We start from the raw sequence: 17,487 nt of genomic DNA, 5'->3' as shown, positions 1-17,487 counted from the left end.
ATTCGGCATCACTTTGCCGATTTTTTCTGTTTTTTTCGCACTACCCCCCAATATGAGACATTTCAATTTTGGCATTTTTCCTTGTTGTCATCGTTTGTTCATTGCGTTCATCTGAGTAACGATCGTCCCTTGTTTCCCATACCTTTGATACACATTCACGGATAGCGGCATCATCTTGTCCTGTTCGTAACAGCTCTCTTAAATCTGTTCCCTCTGTTGCAAATAAACAAGTATATAAGGTCCCTTCTGCTGAGAGACGAGCACGTGAACAATCGGAACAGAAGGAATCTGTAACGGATGAAATCACACCTATTTCCCCTTGTGCATCTTGATATTGATAACGTGATGCCACTTCCCCTTTGTAATTAGGCGCTACTTGTTGTAGCGGAGAAAACTGATGGACTCGCTCAATAATATCCTGCTTCGACACAACATCCTGTAAGTTCCAACCATTCGAATTGCCTACATCCATATATTCAATAAAACGTAAAATATGCTGTTTTTCTTTAAAATATTGTGCCATTGTAACAATATCTTGGTCATTCTTTCCTTTTTGCACAACCATATTAATTTTCACTTGTAAACCTGCTTCCGCAGCCTTTTCTATGCCCTCTAACACCGTTAATACCTTACCTCGATGTCCATTCATTTCCAAAAATCGTTCATCATTCAATGAATCTAGACTAACAGAAACGCGAGTTAAGCCTGCTTGAGCCAATGCTTGTGCATATTTTTTTAATAAAGTGCCATTTGTTGTTAAAGCAATATCTTCTACACCTTCAATGCGGTGAATGCGTGCAATTAATGCTGGTAAATCACGACGAAGCAAGGGCTCTCCACCTGTAATTCGGATTTTTTTCACATTCAACGACACAAATATTTTTACTAATCGTTCAATCTCATCAAAAGTTAATATTTTATTAGATGGTAAAAATGCATAATCTGGACCAAATACTTCAGCTGGCATACAATAGCGGCAACGGAAATTACAGCGATCTGTTACAGATATTCTTAAATCTCTTAAAGGTCTATTGAATTGGTCTTGTAGATTTGGCATTTAATCTCCTTCTTTCAGTGCATTCTGGGCTGGTAATAGGATGCGTCGTGGCTGTGTATAAATATTCAAAGCTTGTTGTCGGATAAAACCTACCGTTGTAATGCCGAGCTGCTCTGCTAATTGTAATGCTAAGTCCGTTGGTGCTGATTTAGATAGCACAATTTCACAGCCTATTTTGGAGACCTTTAGTAAAATTTCTGACGATAATCGTCCGCTAAAGACGATAATTTTATCTTGCATACTGATATTGTTGCGCAGACAATAGCCGTAAATTTTATCTAACGCATTATGACGTCCAATATCCATGCGACTTAAGACAATGCCATTGACATTACATAGTGCAGCATTGTGCACACCACCCGTTTGCTTAAAAATGTCTGCACCTTCCTGCATATCATGCATTAAACGGAAGCAATCCTCGGTTGTGATTTGCACATGCACATCGTCCATTTTTTTTGCCACTAATGCATCATTCGTAAAAACAAAGCCTTGTCGACTCATTCCACAACAAGAGGTAATATAGCGTTTGTTTTGCGTCTGCTGGTAATAGGGATTAACATGCTTTGTTTTAATATGCACAAAGCCTTCTTTTTCTTGGTGCCAAATTTCCTCAATATCATCAAAGCTGCGAATAACTCGTTCAGAAGCTAAGTAGCCAATAACCATATCTTCCACATACTCTGGTGAACATACCATCGTGACAAATTCTTGCTGATTGATTTTTACAGTTACAGCGTATTCTGTGACGATTACATCATCCATTTCTTTTACTTGCTGTCCTTCAACGCGCATAATTTTCCTTGTGATTGCTCGTTCCATAAGGCATCCCCTTTAGACACTGATATTCTTTTCAAAAACAAAGACGGAAATTGCAAAATCCTCTTCAATTTTAATATCTGAAAATAAGTGGAGCAATTTGCTGCCCATCAATTCTTCCATACCCTCTGGCGGTGATTGTGCATATAAATCTTGAATCATAGTTGTCCTTGCAGCATGCACCATTTTTAGTCCTTCTGGTGTACTGGCAATAAATTTTTCGGTTGGTGTTATATTTCCATACAAAGTAGATACAGCCATATTCTCGACAAAAACTGTATGAATACGCTCTGGACCTTTACCAAATACTTCTTTTCTTAATTTACGTATCATATCATTAAATTCATGTATTTTTTTAGACATAGCAACGATTCTCCCATCGTAATAAAACTTTTTAGTCAATTTAATATGACGGTCACCCTTACAGTTTGTTAATGATATAGCAACTTGAAAAAAATTAAAAGAGAAAATACTTTTTGATAACCATTATCATCTAATAATTTTTTATGATAAATATTGTTCATTTTGTAGAAAAAGGCTATAATTATTGTTATTCCAAATGGAGTTTATCTATTTTGATCCCTTTCTCACGATGTTGGAAAGTGGTTTTAATAGTTACATTCTATTGTTATTTAACATAAAAGTAGATTGAGTTTTTAGCAAGACCTGCTAAGAATTTTATCCACCATGAATGATTAGCATGTCTTGGACATGTAATTTCATGGTGGATTTTTTTATTTTACAAACCAAGACATGGAGTACTGGTTATGAACTAGACATTTAACTATTTCTAGGTAGATTAAAGACGAAGTGGGAATTACAATAATAACAAGACAATCAATTCTATCAACAACTCAATTCGTCATTCCCTTTTTGTCTTAAGCCGTAACAAGTTGTTTCATGAGTCTCAACGTGCAAAAGGAGGAAGTATCTTGACTCAAATTCTTATTAATGGGGTACCGTATGATGTCAAAGAAGGAGCTACAATACTTGATACCATTAATCAACATGACATTCCTCATCCACAGATTTGTCATGTGCCAGCTGTAGACCCAATCGAAACATGTGATACATGTATCGTGGAGGTAAACGGCCAATTAGTTCGTTCTTGCTCCACAAAGGCAGTAGAAGGCATGAATGTGTTATTAGCTTCTGACAAAGCTAAAGCAGCACAAACAGAAGCGATGGACCGTTTACTCGAAAACCATTTACTGTACTGTACAGTGTGTGATAATAACAACGGAAATTGCTCATTACACAATACAGCCGAATTAATGGAAATCGAACATCAAAAATATCCGTACAAACCAAAAGTTGAACCACATGAAGTAGACATGTCACACCCATTTTACCGATATGACCCGAACCAATGCATTGCATGCGGACAATGCGTAGAAGTTTGTCAAAATTTACAGGTAAACGAAACATTATCCCTCGATTGGGAGGCAGAAAGACCACGTGTAATTTGGGATAAAGGTGCTGCCATTAATGATTCTTCCTGTGTAAGCTGCGGACAATGTGTAACCGTTTGTCCTTGTAATGCTTTAATGGAAAAATCCATGCTTGGAGAGGCTGGATTTATGACGGGTTTAAAACAAGATATGTTAGATCCCATGATTCATTTGATTAAAGAAGTTGAACCAGGGTATAGCGGTATTTTTGCGGTTTCTGAAGTGGAAGCTGCCATGCGTAGTAAGCGCACGAAAAAAACAAAAACAGTTTGTACTTTCTGTGGTGTAGGTTGTTCATTCGAAGTTTGGACAAAAGACCGAAAAATTTTAAAAGTACAACCTTCTGATGGTCCGGTCAATGCCATTTCTACATGTGTAAAAGGAAAATTCGGTTGGGATTTCATCAATTCGGAAGAACGCATTACCAAACCACTTATTCGTAAAAATAATGAGTTTGTTGAATCTTCTTGGGATGAAGCGTTAGATTTAATCGCCACAAAACTTGGTGGCATTCAACAACAATATGGTCCAGGTTCTGTCGGTTTTATCTCTTCTTCTAAAATTACAAATGAAGAAAATTACTTAATACAAAAAATGGCACGTCAATTATTTGCAACAAATGACGTCGACAATTGCTCTCGTTATTGTCAGTCTCCCGCTACGGACGGTTTATTACGTACAGTAGGTTTAGGCGGTGACGCTGGTACGATTCAAGATATTGCCAAAGCAGGCCTTGTCATTATTGTTGGTGCTAACCCAGCCGAAGGCCATCCTGTTTTAGCAACACGTGTGAAACGTGCCCACAAATTACATGGTCAAAAATTAATCGTTGCCGATATTCGTAAACATGAAATGGCTGAGCGTTCAGACATCTTTATGCATCCAAAACAAGGTACTGACCAAGTGTGGATTATGGCAGTTACCAAATATATCATCGATCAAGGATGGCATGACGAAGCCTTTATTCAAGACAATGTCCTGCATTTTGAAGATTTTAAACAAGTGCTTGCAACCTATACCCTTGATTACGCTGAAGATATGACAGGAATTAGCAAGGAAACATTGATTGAAGTTGCTGAAATGATTCGTGATGCAGACGGCACTTGTGTTCTTTGGGGTATGGGTGTCACGCAAAATACGGGAGGCTCTTATACATCAGCGGCTATTTCGAATTTACTATTAGCAACTGGTAACTATCGTCGTCCTGGAGCTGGGGCTTACCCGCTACGCGGTCACAATAATGTTCAAGGTGCCTGTGATATGGGGACATTACCAAATCTATTGCCTGGCTACCAAAAAGTGACCGATGATGAAGCACGAGCAAAATTCGAAAAAGCTTATGGTGTCCCTATTCAATCTCAACCAGGTCGAAATAATATGCAAATGTTAGATGCTATTATGGAAGGTAAAATGAAAGCGATGTATTTAGTGGGCGAGGATATGGCACTTGTTGACTGTAATGCCAACCATGTAGATGAGGTTCTTTCACAAATAGAATTTTTTGTTGTCCAAGATTGCTTCCTATCACGTACTGCCCAATATGCAGATGTGATTTTACCAGCAGCCCCTTCGCTTGAAAAAGAAGGCACATTCACGAATACAGAACGTCGCGTTCAGCGTCTCTATCAAGTTTTGCCAACACTCGGTGAGTCAAAAGCAGATTGGGAAATCCTTCAAGCAGTCGCACGTCGATTAGGAGCAGATTGGCAGTATAATCATCCAAGCGACATTTTCGATGAAATGGCGAGTCTATCCCCCCTATTCTCACAAGCCAACTATGAAGTCTTAGCAGGCTGGGGTAGCTTCTGTTGGGGTAGTCATGATGGCAAAGATACACCATTATTATATGAAGACGGATTTAACTTCCCTGATAAAAAAGCACGTTTTGCTTTACATGATTGGGTGCAACCGGTTGAATTTGAGGCACAATACGATTGTCATATTAATAACGGTCGTATGCTCGAGCACTTCCACGAAGGAAATCTAACAAATAAATCGAAAGGTATTCAATCAAAGGTACCTGAAATTTTCGTTGAAGTTTCACCACAATTGGCGAAAGAACGAGGCATTGAAGATGGCGCCCTACTCCGTTTAGTATCTCCATATGGCGCATTAAAGCTCAATGCATTAGTAACAGATCGCGTGCAAGGGAATGAATTATTTTTACCAATGAACTCTGTTAGCAAAGATTCAGCTATCAACTTCTTAACTGGTCCTGCAGCAGATATTAATACATCAACACCAGCCTACAAACAAACAAAAGTTCGAGTAGAAGTGCTAAAAGCAAAAGGCAAGACGCCGTTGCCACGCACTAACCCGCGCTATAAAAAGCGTCATCCTCAAAATGGTGTAGAGGTACAACGAAAATGGAATCGTCCTGGCTACGTTCACTTAACAACCCTAAACGAAAGAGAGTGAGAACATGGCTGAACCCATTACAAGCATAAAAAAACAACAAGTAACAGACGAACAGCTCAAGGAACAAAAATTAGATAATCTTAAACAACTGCTTTCTGAGCAGGAAGAAGCGGTCAATCAAGTATTGCTTATTATGGCTGAATTAAATCATATCGGTGCACTAGAAGCCGCAATGAAACTACTAGAAGCCAAAGAAGAAGTGGCCCATATTGCGCTTGGACAACTAACAAGAAAGCCTGTAACCAATATGATTAATAATTTAATGGGGGTTGCAGGAGCTTTGACAGAACTCAAACCGGAAACAACAGCGAAGCTTATTGAAGGCTTAAATTCAGGTGTAGAAGAAGCTAACAAAGCACTTGAATCCGATGACAAAGTTAGCACCTTTAAACTTGTCAAAATGTTAAATGATCCAGATGTCAATCGCGCACTCAATTTTGGTGTTCATTTCTTAAAGGGACTTGGCAAAGGGTTAAAAGAATAAGGTGGTTCTAATATGTTAGTACAAGAAGATGTTATCAACGCATTACAACAAGTTCAAGATCCTGAGCTTCATCAGAGTATCGTCACATTGAATATGGTACGCAATATTCACATAAGCGGCACCCATCTATCACTGGATATTATGTTAACCATACCAGGCTGTCCGTTAAAAGCGAAAATTCAGCAAGATGTGGAGGAGGCACTACAAGCAATTGGTGCCTCCAGTGTTGCCGTTACCTTTGGTGTTATGACTGAACAGGAACGTCGTGCACTATCGTCCCTGCTACAAGCGAAAAATAGTAACGAACAAGGGATGCCAAACATGTTGCAGCTTCATTCAGGTGTGCAGTTTATTGCTATCACAAGTGGTAAAGGCGGCGTTGGGAAGTCGACAGTGACCATTAATTTAGCGGTCGCTCTTGCTCGTCTTGGCAAACGTGTAGGCATACTAGATGCTGATATTTACGGCTTCAGCATTCCTGCAATGATGAACATTGAGCAAAAACCTATTATGCTTGACCAAACAGTGATACCAGTTGAAAGTCATGGGGTTAAATTAATGTCAATGGGCTTTTTCACCAATGGGAACCAGCCTGTTATGTGGCGTGGACCAATGCTCAACAAATGGATTCGCAATTTCCTTGTCAACACCGTATGGGGAGAGTTGGATTTTCTGCTAATTGATTTACCACCAGGAACTGGGGATGTGGCGATTGATATGGCCGCGATGATTCCACAAGCACAAGAGATTATCGTAACGACACCGCATTTGGCCGCTTCTCACGTCGCATCCCGTGCAGGCTTAATGGCTCAACATACGAAACATTCCATTATTGGTGTAGTTGAAAACATGGCTTATTTTGAAGGGGCAGATGGTCAAAAAAACTATCTATTCGGACAAGGTGGAGCCGAACATTTGGCAAAATTACTCCAAACTGAAGTGATTGCCCGTATTCCTTTCGCCCAGCCTGAAGAAAATACAGGTTCCTCCATATATGATGAAGAAACAGTGATTGGCGAAATCTTTACTCATCTAGCAGAAGATTTACTATATCAATAAAACAACAATCCCTTGATTTGCTTATTCACAAATCAAGGGATTTTCATTGCTACAAATAACCCGCTTTTTTTAACACTTGTATGAAATAAAAACGATACGTATTTTGGACAAATGTATCTAAAGGTAACCCTACATGCACCTGATACTTTGTAAAAATAAAATAAAAGCGTTTATCCCATTTTAAACGTAATAACGCTCCTGCCTCTTCACCATATTTCGCTGTAAATTCTCCAATCAAAGGCTCAATTATGTTGTAACAATAGCTTTTTAAATGTGCTAATGCTTCAATATCTTTATCCCTTTGAAAGCGTATAATCCAATCTACTAATTGCTCATTCATGTTGTCTAAATGCCATCCTTCAATATAGAGTTTCTTCCTATTTAAATAATACTCCATATTAACGCAATTGATAAGCGAATAATTTTCAGAATTGTTTGGGTGTCTGTCACTAAAACTAAATCGGGGTAGCAAATATTTGTTTTTCTTTTGGGTCCCATAGAACAATGCCGATATCTTGGTTTTGATCGATAATACGAATCGACACAGGCACATAGTCAAATAAAATAGTATTTAGTTTTGTCCCTATAAACTGTAAAAGCCCAATCAGTTCGGTATCGTTTATTAAAGGGGCATGTACCTCTATTTTTATATCTGCTAGCTTGCCATTTTCATATCGCAACTTTCCAATTATTTTAGGATTTAAATGTTTGAAATTCTGTTGTATATCTTCCTTAAACTTTAATAATTGATTATATGTATCTTGATCTAAACTATATAAGGCATCAGAAGGAAACGTATAGTCTTTTTTATCAATGTCATTCCATTTATCTATTTTCTCCTTCCCCTCTGCAATATAAGTATCAGCTAAAAAAACACCTGGAATAATATCGTTTTTATTGGACTCTTGATACAATGTTAAATAGATTGGAACATTAGGTATTGCGGCATTTTTCCTTAGATCTTTTATGATGCTTTCAGCCACTTTTTTGCCATACTCAGCAACATCATTCACATCATCATCAGTATTATCTACTTTCACTTGCCCTGTATAAATCAAGCCTTTATCGTCGGATACCCGAATATCATAAAATTCATTTAACGATATAGCTAAAGACATTCCTTCTATTTTCCCGCTTTTTTTGTTAATAAAATTTTGCTCTAACACATGTGATAATATAAGCGGATTCATTTTTTCATCCTCTAAAACATTGCCCGTACTATTTTCGATAGCTGGATTTAACCCTAAACCTTCTTCAGTTTTTCTAGCTAACCATTGATTTATAATATTTTTATCTAAATATTGTCCTTCTTGCATATAAAAACTCTTGGGAGAAAAATGGTCAACTGATAAATTCATGAGCCCTTTTTCGATTTCATTGATATTGATTGAATTGTTCATGTGACCAACAATTAGCCCTCTTGAAACGTTCGATTTGGCAGGCTGTTGAATTTCATAAATTTCCTTCTTTTGAATTGAAGAAATATACATTTTTTCTTCTTTCGTATTTACATCGTCATTATCACTACAAGCAGCTAAAAAAAACAAAGGGGATAACCAAATTAGCGCACTCTTTTTTATATCCATTTCTTTTTGCTCCTTAATCATTGTCATTTCAGGCAATTCTCTACAAATAATTCCACACCTAATATTACCATAAATTGTACAAATATTGGTTAACGCCATCAATAACCTTTACCTGATTAACTGCCCTCTTATTCTATTTTTACACCATACAAAAAACCCTGTAATAAAACAGGGCTTTTAATGAATTCATAATCAAACATGTCTTGTTTTTTGGATTAACGACAACAATACTACCCCTACTACACAAATACAACCAATAAATAACAACAAAAATCCTATTGGTATTAAAAAGAACGGTTCCTCTAATGTACCATCAGGTGCAACACTACTCCCCTTTATCATAAAGATTAAAAAGCTGATGACTCCTAAAACAATTGGTGTTGAAGCTAACACATATTTCTTCATTTCTTTGTCCCTCCATATAAATAATTTTGGATTCAGTGTTTTAATTTAGCACCAAATCCCTTGCTATCCTGTTGCTATCATAAACGAATCATTTAACCTAAGTCAATTATTTTTTATCGTAAATCGATAAATTTTTACTCTTTAATACGTTCTTTTATTTTTGACTTTTAAAATCTAATATTATAAAATAACCAAAAATCTTATATAAATATGGAAGGGTGTTTTTATGAACTATGAGGATTTAATGCAGCGAGAAGGTTATTTATTTTTAGATAAGATAACAGAGCCTGGAACAAACGCTTTAAGGATTTCGATTAATAGAGCTTCTATCAGTTCAAAAAGCGAGGATGTCAACATTCATGAATTTCAATTACATGATGCCTATCCTATTGAAATTGATAAGACACTACCACAAATCCATATCGAATTCGATTCGTATGTAGCGTACACTGTTTTTGATGAGTCATTCCACTTTGTCAATAACGAAGATGAATTTCGAGGTCATGCCATACGCATATTTACAAAATCCGCCTATTTAGATTTTGTATGTAAAACAACGATTGCACAGGAAATATATTCTTATAAAGAATTAATCCACTATCAGATTGTTTGTCTAGACCATATAGTAGATATTGTTTCCTTCGAACAACCTAGCATTTGGACAAGCGAAAAATAGATTTCAAAACAGACAATCATCATATGTCTGTTTTTTTATTTTCTATTCATTTCATTGATTTTAGAGAATTTATGAAACAGCAATTCTATTATTTGGTATAAACACGCTATCATTTGCATATTCTATTAAATAGAAAACTAAAGGAGGACACTGTAGTGAGTAATGCCGAAAATGATAATCTCTTAGAAAATAAAACGATTACATCTCTTTCTACATCTCTCCTAGAAAATATTAAGACCATTAAAAACTCACTAGGTAATAGCAATGATATTATTATCCGTGAATTTTTAGTTGGCAAACCGGTGGAGATACCAATCGCTATTATTTATACGGATGGTCTGGCAGATAATACCTCGATTAACGACTTTGTCTTAGAGTCTATTATTTCTAATTTTGAAGTGACATCTGAAACTACTTTGCAAGAAATTGCGATTCGATTAAAAGCTTATTGCATAACCGTTGGCAGTATAAAAGATATTGCGGACTTTTCATCATTGTTAAATGCTATTTTAAGTGGCGAAACTATTTTATTAATAGATGGGCTTGCTATCGGTATTTCAACAAGTACTAAACGAGTCAAAGATAGGGCGATAACAGAGCCCGTTACAGAAGCTGTTATTAGGGGGCCTAGAGAATCATTCACCGAAACTTTACGAACGAATACAGCTTTAATTCGACGGAAAATAAAAAGCCCTAATCTATGGATAAAATCAAGAGTGATAGGTGAGGTTACACAAACAGAAATCGCCGTTATGTATATAAACGGCATAGCCAATGAAAAAATAGTGAAGGAAGTACTGCATCGATTAGATCAGATTGATATTGATGGTATTTTAGAGAGTGGTTACATTGAACAATTAATTCAGGATACAAAGTTTACTTTATTTCCTACTATCTACAATTCCGAAAGACCAGATGTTATAGCTGGAGAATTACTAGAAGGAAAGATTGCGATTCTAGTGGATGGTACACCTTTTGTTTTAATTGTACCTGCTTTATTCACTTCCTTTTTGCAATCAGCAGAAGATTATTATCAGAGCGCATTTGTTAGTTCGTTCATCCGTCTTATTCGATTTATAGGGATTAGTTTGGCATTAGTTGCGCCATCTCTTTATATTTCTTTAACGACCTTTCATCAAGAAATGCTACCAACATCGCTACTAATTAGTATTTATGCGCAGCGAGAAGGCGTTCCATTCCCTGCTTTTGTTGAAGCTTTAATAATGGAAATCGCCTTTGAAGTTTTAAGAGAAGCTGGTTTGAGGATGCCGCGAATGATTGGATCAGCCATTTCGATAGTCGGCACACTTATTATTGGACAAGCAGCCGTTGAGGCCGGCATTGTGTCCGCAGCAATGGTCATTATTGTAGCTTTAACAGCTATTTGTAGTTTTCTGTTCCCGGCATATGGTCTTTCCAATTCAATTCGTATTTTACGCTTCCCATTAATGGGGTTGGCAGCGATGTTCGGGCTGTTTGGCATATTTATTGGAATTATGCTATTAATTATTCATTTATGTAGCTTACGTTCTTTTGGCGTTCCATATATGAGCCCATTTGCCCCTTTAATACCGAAGGATCAAAAAGATGCTTTAATTGTTTTACCGCGTGGTTCTTTACTAACACGTCCGCGACTCATTAGTCAAATTAATAATGTAAGAGGACGAAAAAATCGCTAATCACTATCTGGTTAAATGAGGGTACCTAATGAAGAAGACCATACTAATAATTTCATTAATCTTTCTAATTTCAATTCTTAGTGGTTGTTGGAGTAAACGTGAATTAAATGATTTGGCACTTGTTGCTGCTCTAGGTATAGACTTTGTTGATGATGAATATGCCATTTCTGTACAAGTAATTGATCCTAGTCAAATCTCTTCCAAGCAGACGGCATCTAGACAAGCACCAGTCGTTACTTATCACGCGAAAGGAAAAACTGTCTTTGAAGCCATTCGAAAAATATTAGCCTTGTCTCCAAGAAAATTATATTTTGCGCATGTACAATTAGTTGTACTTGGAGAGGACTTAGCTGTAGACGGTATACGAGATTCTATTGATTTTCTAGCAAGAGATCAGGAGATACGAAACGATTTTACGATTATCGTTTCGCAGCAAGCAACAGCCAAAGATATTTTAAATGTCTTAACCCCAATAGAAAAAATACCAGCAAAAAAAATGTTAAATTCGCTTACCGTTACCCAAGATGCATGGGGCTCTACTTTAGAAGTCGATGTTGAAGACTTAGTAACAAAATTAGGAGTAGGAAATCAATATTTTGTTCTATCAGCTATTGAAATTCAAGGGGATAAAAGTTTAGGCATTGACCAAACAAACGTAGAAAGAATTGAAACACCTGTAAAACTTAAGTTTACTGGCCTTGCCATTTTTAAAGATGATAAATTAATCGGTTATCTCGATGAGTACGACAGTAAAAGTTTTAATTACTTAAACGATAATATAAAATCAACTATTGAAATTATTGCATGCCCTTCTGATGGTGTGTTAACAACTGAAATTACGCAATCCAAAACAACAACAAAGGGAGCAATGAAGAACGGTTCACCTACTATCAACGTTAGTATCGACATTGTCCAAAATGTTGCAGAAGTTAAATGTGACATCAATTTAACAGAATTGACCACGATTGATTGGATTAATCGTCAAACCGAGTTATCTATCAAAAAGAATATTGATGAATCGCTGCATGTTCTCCAAGAAAAATTTAACGCAGATGTTCTCGGTTTTGGAGAAGCGATTCATCGTGCTGACCCTAAAGAATGGAAAAAAATAAAAAAGATTGGCATACCATTTATCCTAATGTTGAAGTAAATGTCAAGGTAAACGTCAATACGCAAGGTTCAGGAACGATGCAAAATTCAAAATTAAAGGAGTAAAAAACACTATGTTCATTGCTCTAGGTATATTAGTGATTTCACTTGCTATTGTTTTGGTCGAACGTCCTAAATTAAAAAAGGAAGGAAAAAAGCTAATTTGGACATTTTCCATTTTTTTAGTCATAGGGACATCCTTAAACATTGCTATCAGTTTGCAAACTTTTATTCCTAGCCCACTGGACGCAATTATGTATATTTTTCATCCAATTAGTGATTTTCTAAAAGAAGCATTACTAAATAAAAAATAACAAATAAGAGGCTATTATGAAAAAACAATTGATAAGCTCCCGTCAATTCACAATCATTGTTATCCTTTATACAGCTGGAACAGGAGTACTAATAATACCTGCAAGTATTGCCTTAGAAGTACAGCAAGATGCTTGGATGGTAGCAATAATCGGCACTCTATTAAGTTTATTATTAATAAAGCTATTTATTATGTTATCAAATAAAATGGCGGATCTTTCTCTTGTAGAAGTAACGGAAAAGTTTCTAGGGAAATTTATCGGGAAAGTTGTTTCTATCGGATTTGTACTGTTAACTCTTTTTTCATCCGGTGAGTTACTATATTTCATTGGTAATTTCCTACAAACAGAGGTGATGCCTGAAACACCTCCAGTCGTATTTGCTATACTTTTTTGCTGTATTATTTTATTTGCTGCATATCAAGGGATTGAAGTATTTGCACGTACTTTAGAGATTCTATTTCCTGCCTTTTTATTGGTATTTATGATTTTCTTGTTCTTTGTTTCACCCCAAATAGAAATAAAACATGTGCAACCAGTTTTTGAAGTGTCCTTTCAACCATTTATCTATAGCATTATACATTTTATGGGGCTATTTTCTTTTCCATTAATCGTACTATTAATGATTTTCCCTTCCGTAATCAACAACCTACAATCAGGTAAAAAAGGATTTTATATAGGCACATTAATGGGAGGATTTATTATTACTTCCTTTATAGCCTTATCAATACTCGTATTAGGCGTTACCAATACCACTATCAGAACCTTTCCTAGTTATACATTGGCACAAAAAATTTCTGTAGGGAAATTTTTGCAGCGCATTGAAATTATTATGGCATTTATGTGGATGGTCACAATATTTGTACGAGCGTTTATGTATTATTATGCTTCTTTAATTGGCATTAGCCAAATACTGAAACTAAAGGATCATCGACCATTAATTTTGCCACTTGGCATGATCTCAATAGCACTCTCTCAAATTGTTCATGCAAATATTATTCATTCCGATAAATACAACCAACAAACATGGCCACTTGCTATCGCTGTTTTTTCTATTTTTCTACCCATCATCTTGCTATTGATAGCGATGTTTAAAAGATCAAAAAATAAGAAAAAAATTGACCCAGCTATGGACGATGGTGAAACGCCTCCTAATGCATCATCATAAGGCTCAATTTAACACTAAGAGAATCACAAAAAAATCGGTAGCCAAGGATTTTTCCACTGGCAACCGTTTTTTTATATTCCGTATCTATTAATATCTTGCCGCTTCAGAAGAAGGATTTAAAATTATAACGCCGAAATTGCTAATGCTGATATTTCCAATTCATGTGTTTACACTCCTAAAACAATGTTAGTTTAGATTTTATTGATAATGATTGTCAATATCAATTATTGCTCTACAGGATTGTATCACTATGAGTCAACACCCTCTTCATATTTTATAATCATCTTATGAAATACAAAGGCTTAAAAAAGCCCTTCTGTATGATACAGAAGGACTCCATGTAACAACTATAGTTTTTCTAAGCACTGTATTTAAGGGACGTCGCATTCTCTCGAAAAAAAGATACATACTATTTTAGGGTCGTAACGATTTCCAATGTATAAAATTATCGTTTTATTCTGCTGGAATAGCTTCAATGACTATGGCAGCTAAAGCTTGAATCGTGTCGTAGCTATCACCTGGAAATTCCGCTTGAGCAAAATCAACTTGCAGTTCTTCACATATTATCTGACATTCACTTCCGATTTCAAAATAAGACTCGACATCTGCTGAAAGAGAAAGTAATTCACATGTGACAAAACCTTGGGCACCCTCTCCATGTAATATATACATCATATCTTTTATATCGGGACCAAGCCAGCCAGCTTTTCCATGACTACTTCGATATGTCAGATGCCAGTTTTCTATCTCAGCAGCTTTTGAAATGGCTTCGGCTAATTCAAAATACTGGTTTACGTAATTTTCATTGTTTTCAGAATTAGTCGGTTGACTATGTACTGTATATAAAACATGTGTTTGCGCTTGTTTTCCAGTAGGCATCCATTCGTATGCGCGTTGTACACGATCTTTATAAACAGCAAGCAATTCAGCGTTTTTATGCCAATTTTTTGCATGAATAACTGTGACATTATGAGAAGCTAATATCGCACTTACTTCATCATGAAACGCGCTAGCACCTGAAGACATAATCGGATTTACAGGCAGTGTAATAAAAGTTGTAATGCCATCTTTTAGCATTGTATCCACAACATCAGGTATATAAGGTTTGGTATGTTTGTAAGCATTATATACTTTTATAGGTTGCTTGAAACGTTGCCGTAAAGCATGTTCTAACCCTTTAGCAATGCGCTCGGTATTTGCTGCTAAAGGATCAACAGCACCTAATTTTTTAAATTGTGCTGCTATACTATCTATCACATGTGGTGGTGGCGTTTTTCCCTTCATAATATGCGTGAAATAAGGGATAACGTCATCTAAAGATTGCGGTGCGCCATAAGCGTAATAAACTATACCAATCATTTTGATAAGCTCCTTTTCTTCATTGTAATAAGTTAATTTTTATATGTGTTGTGGCTCATATTTCTATCAGAGCACAGTTTTACCGGAGTAAAGATTGGATTTCCATCTTGCATATAAATTTCAGCATCTATTTCAAAAATTGATTGGAACATTTCTTTACATAATACATAAAATGGTGAGCCATCATAATATATTTTCCCTTTCTTTAGTACAATCAGACGTTCGCTATTTTGGGCTGCTTGGTTAATATCATGTAACACCATAATCACTGTCATATTGTATTTATGATTTAACTCTTTTACGAGCTCCATCACTTCTAATTGGTGTGCAATATCAAGGTATGTTGTTGGTTCATCAAGTAGCAACACCTTGGGATGCTGTGCTACAGTCATAGCAATCCAAGCACGCTGGCGTTCACCTCCAGACATCGAAGGCAACACCCGATTTTGTAAATGTCTCAAGCCAGTTACGTCAATTGCCCAATCGACTATTTCTTTATCTGCTGTTGACAGAATCGTCTTCCCTCCACTATGTGGATGGCGTCCAAACTCTACTAACTCTCGCACAGTTAAATCTAATTGATGGCTATTCATTTGTGGGAGCATCGTTAGTGTTTTTGCGACTTCTTTCGTCTTCATTTTATGAATGTTTTGCTCATCTAAAAATACTTTACCACTATTTGGTTTTAAAAGGCGTGAAATCACACGTAATAATGTTGATTTCCCAGAGCCATTCGGTCCTATTAAACTAACTACTTCTCCTTCATTAATTTTCAAGTTAATATCCTCTAACTGAAAATTGGTGAACTCATGTTGGTATTGAATATGCTCAGTTCGCAGCAATGGAATTCCCCTTTCTATGAATTAAGTATAGGAAGTAAGGTCCTCCGATGAATGCTAATAAAATGCCAACAGGAACCTCAATCGGATCAAATAATGTTCTTGCAATTGTATCAGCGAAAATTACAAGTAAGCCACCAGCAAATGCTGAAGCAGGTAGTAAATACTTATGATCTCCGCCGATAATTAATCGTAAAATATGCGGTACAACTAAACCTACAAAACCAACTAAACCAGCAACACTTACTGCAATCCCCGCCAATAACGTACTCAATGCAATTAAAAAGAACCGACTTCGTTCAACATTGTGCCCCAAAAGGCTTGCCATTTCATCTCCTAGACGCATAATACGAATATGTTTAATTGCAAAAAAAGATAAAATCATTACGACAATGACATAGTAAATAATCATCTTAAATTGCACCCAGCCAACACCTGTTAAACCACCAGAAAGCCATGGCAATACAGATTGCACACGATCGCTATACAAAATCATTAGTGCATTTGTTCCTGCACCACAAAGTGCATTAATGGCTACCCCTACTAAAATAATACGCATTGGGGATGTACCACCTTTTTTCACTGATAAAGAATAGACAATCATTGCAGCAACAAAAGCACCTAAAAAAGCTGCAATAGGTAAATAAATAATATAGCCAGGAAACACTACCATAACTGCTACAGCCATAATGCCAGCGCCAGAAGTAATACCAATAACTCCTGGATCAGCTAATGGATTTTGCATAACACCTTGTAAAATCGAACCTGCAATAGCCAAACAAACACCAACAATAATACCTGTTAGTATACGGGGCATACGGATTTCCCAGACGATTCGCCGTGCCAATGTATCTTCTGAACTAAAAATCCCACTAAACACGTCACTTACTGAAAACGAAACTTGCCCGATCATAAGGCTTCCGATACTTACGATGACCAAAAGTATCGGTAAGACAATTAGCGACAGTCTTCGTTTTTTAGCAAGAGGGTGTGCATATTTTTCCTCTTCTACTATCATCATTATTTCCCC

The 17,487-nt window shown here is 36.4% G+C and carries 17 protein-coding genes; 8 read left to right on the top strand and 9 right to left on the bottom strand.

From position 1 onward, the window contains the following. Positions 1 to 40: 40 nt before the first annotated feature. The 3 genes from moaA to T479_RS06710 are packed head-to-tail and all read right to left on the bottom strand — an operon-like array spanning position 41 to position 2,236. Positions 41 to 1,057, bottom strand: coding sequence for a GTP 3',8-cyclase MoaA (moaA, locus tag T479_RS06720; RefSeq protein WP_025219004.1), 1,017 nt, complete (start codon positions 1,055 to 1,057; stop codon positions 41 to 43). Continuing rightward, entirely contained in the window at positions 1,058 to 1,876 is an 819-nt protein-coding gene (gene fdhD, locus T479_RS06715) for a formate dehydrogenase accessory sulfurtransferase FdhD (RefSeq protein WP_024362399.1), read from the bottom strand. A 12-nt stretch (positions 1,877 to 1,888) separates the two neighbouring features. Next, positions 1,889 to 2,236: a Na-translocating system protein MpsC family protein gene (locus T479_RS06710; RefSeq protein ID WP_025219003.1), complete on the bottom strand. Its 348-nt coding sequence runs from the start codon at positions 2,234 to 2,236 to the stop codon at positions 1,889 to 1,891. Positions 2,237 to 2,805: 569 nt separating this feature from the next. Here T479_RS06710 and fdhF point away from each other — a divergent pair. Genes fdhF through T479_RS06695 form a run of 3 tightly spaced genes read left to right on the top strand, consistent with a single transcriptional unit; the run spans position 2,806 to position 7,285 of the window. Continuing rightward, positions 2,806 to 5,742, top strand: coding sequence for a formate dehydrogenase subunit alpha (gene fdhF / locus T479_RS06705; RefSeq protein WP_025219002.1), 2,937 nt, complete (start codon positions 2,806 to 2,808; stop codon positions 5,740 to 5,742). Positions 5,743 to 5,746: 4 nt separating this feature from the next. Beyond that, on the top strand, positions 5,747 to 6,226 hold the full coding sequence (locus T479_RS06700) for a helical membrane plugin domain-containing protein (RefSeq protein ID WP_025219001.1): 480 nt from the start codon (positions 5,747 to 5,749) through the stop codon (positions 6,224 to 6,226). 12 nt (positions 6,227 to 6,238) lie between these two features. After that, positions 6,239 to 7,285 carry an Mrp/NBP35 family ATP-binding protein gene (locus tag T479_RS06695; RefSeq protein ID WP_025219000.1) on the top strand — a complete coding sequence of 349 codons (1,047 nt, stop codon included), beginning with the start codon at positions 6,239 to 6,241 and terminating at the stop codon, positions 7,283 to 7,285. Positions 7,286 to 7,334: 49 nt separating this feature from the next. On the opposite strand, the gene T479_RS06690 is transcribed toward T479_RS06695, so the two are convergent. The 3 genes from T479_RS06690 to T479_RS06680 all read right to left on the bottom strand — a co-directional run bounded on the left by T479_RS06690 (position 7,335) and on the right by T479_RS06680 (position 9,276). Continuing rightward, entirely contained in the window at positions 7,335 to 7,625 is a 291-nt protein-coding gene (locus T479_RS06690) for a hypothetical protein (RefSeq protein WP_025218999.1), read from the bottom strand. A gap of 115 nt (positions 7,626 to 7,740) precedes the next feature. Next, a complete protein-coding gene (locus tag T479_RS06685) occupies positions 7,741 to 8,871 on the bottom strand; it encodes a CamS family sex pheromone protein (protein ID WP_038510199.1) in 1,131 nt (376 codons plus the stop codon). A gap of 192 nt (positions 8,872 to 9,063) precedes the next feature. Next, the gene (locus T479_RS06680) at positions 9,064 to 9,276 is read right to left on the bottom strand and encodes a DUF3955 domain-containing protein (RefSeq protein ID WP_024362406.1); all 213 of its coding nucleotides are present in this window, start codon (positions 9,274 to 9,276) and stop codon (positions 9,064 to 9,066) included. A 226-nt stretch (positions 9,277 to 9,502) separates the two neighbouring features. Here T479_RS06680 and T479_RS06675 point away from each other — a divergent pair, with 226 nt between their 5' ends. From T479_RS06675 to T479_RS06655, 5 genes are all read left to right on the top strand, one after another. Continuing rightward, positions 9,503 to 9,952 carry a hypothetical protein gene (locus T479_RS06675; protein ID WP_025218997.1) on the top strand — a complete coding sequence of 150 codons (450 nt, stop codon included), beginning with the start codon at positions 9,503 to 9,505 and terminating at the stop codon, positions 9,950 to 9,952. Between the two features lie 155 nt (positions 9,953 to 10,107). Further along, positions 10,108 to 11,631: a spore germination protein gene (locus T479_RS06670; protein ID WP_051147728.1), complete on the top strand. Its 1,524-nt coding sequence runs from the start codon at positions 10,108 to 10,110 to the stop codon at positions 11,629 to 11,631. 28 nt (positions 11,632 to 11,659) lie between these two features. Further along, entirely contained in the window at positions 11,660 to 12,781 is a 1,122-nt protein-coding gene (locus T479_RS06665) for a Ger(x)C family spore germination protein (RefSeq protein ID WP_227665423.1), read from the top strand. Between the two features lie 73 nt (positions 12,782 to 12,854). Next, the gene (locus T479_RS06660) at positions 12,855 to 13,094 is read left to right on the top strand and encodes a hypothetical protein (protein ID WP_024362410.1); all 240 of its coding nucleotides are present in this window, start codon (positions 12,855 to 12,857) and stop codon (positions 13,092 to 13,094) included. A gap of 16 nt (positions 13,095 to 13,110) precedes the next feature. Next, a complete protein-coding gene (locus T479_RS06655; protein WP_025218996.1) occupies positions 13,111 to 14,259 on the top strand; it encodes a GerAB/ArcD/ProY family transporter in 1,149 nt (382 codons plus the stop codon). Between the two features lie 453 nt (positions 14,260 to 14,712). Here T479_RS06655 and T479_RS06650 read toward each other — a convergent pair whose 3' ends face one another. From T479_RS06650 to T479_RS06640, 3 genes are read right to left on the bottom strand one after another with little or no spacing between them, the layout of a single operon-like run. Further along, complete coding sequence (locus T479_RS06650) at positions 14,713 to 15,618, bottom strand: ferrochelatase (protein WP_025218995.1); 906 nt, start codon at positions 15,616 to 15,618, stop codon at positions 14,713 to 14,715. 32 nt (positions 15,619 to 15,650) lie between these two features. Continuing rightward, positions 15,651 to 16,460: an ABC transporter ATP-binding protein gene (locus T479_RS06645; RefSeq protein WP_025218994.1), complete on the bottom strand. Its 810-nt coding sequence runs from the start codon at positions 16,458 to 16,460 to the stop codon at positions 15,651 to 15,653. Continuing rightward, the gene (locus tag T479_RS06640; protein WP_025218993.1) at positions 16,447 to 17,478 is read right to left on the bottom strand and encodes a FecCD family ABC transporter permease; all 1,032 of its coding nucleotides are present in this window, start codon (positions 17,476 to 17,478) and stop codon (positions 16,447 to 16,449) included. Before T479_RS06640 ends, T479_RS06645 begins: the two co-directional genes overlap by 14 nt. Positions 17,479 to 17,487: the final 9 nt, after the last annotated feature.

Origin of the sequence: Lysinibacillus sphaericus (assembly GCF_000600105.1) — a bacterium.
Classification (GTDB): Bacteria; Bacillota; Bacilli; order Bacillales_A; family Planococcaceae; genus Lysinibacillus; species Lysinibacillus sphaericus.
This window is presented reverse-complemented; position numbering and strand designations above follow the sequence as displayed.

Excerpts from the sequence above, each read along its gene's own strand:
- T479_RS06680 (WP_024362406.1), bottom strand. The coding sequence starts at position 9,276 with ATGAAGAAATATGTGTTAGCTTCAACACCAATTGTTTTAGGAGTCATC.
- T479_RS06690 (WP_025218999.1), bottom strand. The coding sequence starts at position 7,625 with ATGAATGAGCAATTAGTAGATTGGATTATACGCTTTCAAAGGGATAAA.
- T479_RS06710 (WP_025219003.1), bottom strand. The coding sequence starts at position 2,236 with ATGTCTAAAAAAATACATGAATTTAATGATATGATACGTAAATTAAGA.
- T479_RS06665 (WP_227665423.1), top strand. The coding sequence starts at position 11,660 with ATGAAGAAGACCATACTAATAATTTCATTAATCTTTCTAATTTCAATT.
- T479_RS06700 (WP_025219001.1), top strand. The coding sequence starts at position 5,747 with ATGGCTGAACCCATTACAAGCATAAAAAAACAACAAGTAACAGACGAA.
- T479_RS06675 (WP_025218997.1), top strand. The coding sequence starts at position 9,503 with ATGAACTATGAGGATTTAATGCAGCGAGAAGGTTATTTATTTTTAGAT.
- T479_RS06655 (WP_025218996.1), top strand. The coding sequence starts at position 13,111 with ATGAAAAAACAATTGATAAGCTCCCGTCAATTCACAATCATTGTTATC.
- T479_RS06695 (WP_025219000.1), top strand. The coding sequence starts at position 6,239 with ATGTTAGTACAAGAAGATGTTATCAACGCATTACAACAAGTTCAAGAT.
- moaA (WP_025219004.1), bottom strand. The coding sequence starts at position 1,057 with ATGCCAAATCTACAAGACCAATTCAATAGACCTTTAAGAGATTTAAGA.
- T479_RS06640 (WP_025218993.1), bottom strand. The coding sequence starts at position 17,478 with ATGATGATAGTAGAAGAGGAAAAATATGCACACCCTCTTGCTAAAAAA.
- T479_RS06685 (WP_038510199.1), bottom strand. The coding sequence starts at position 8,871 with ATGGATATAAAAAAGAGTGCGCTAATTTGGTTATCCCCTTTGTTTTTT.
- fdhD (WP_024362399.1), bottom strand. The coding sequence starts at position 1,876 with ATGGAACGAGCAATCACAAGGAAAATTATGCGCGTTGAAGGACAGCAA.
- T479_RS06660 (WP_024362410.1), top strand. The coding sequence starts at position 12,855 with ATGTTCATTGCTCTAGGTATATTAGTGATTTCACTTGCTATTGTTTTG.
- T479_RS06650 (WP_025218995.1), bottom strand. The coding sequence starts at position 15,618 with ATGATTGGTATAGTTTATTACGCTTATGGCGCACCGCAATCTTTAGAT.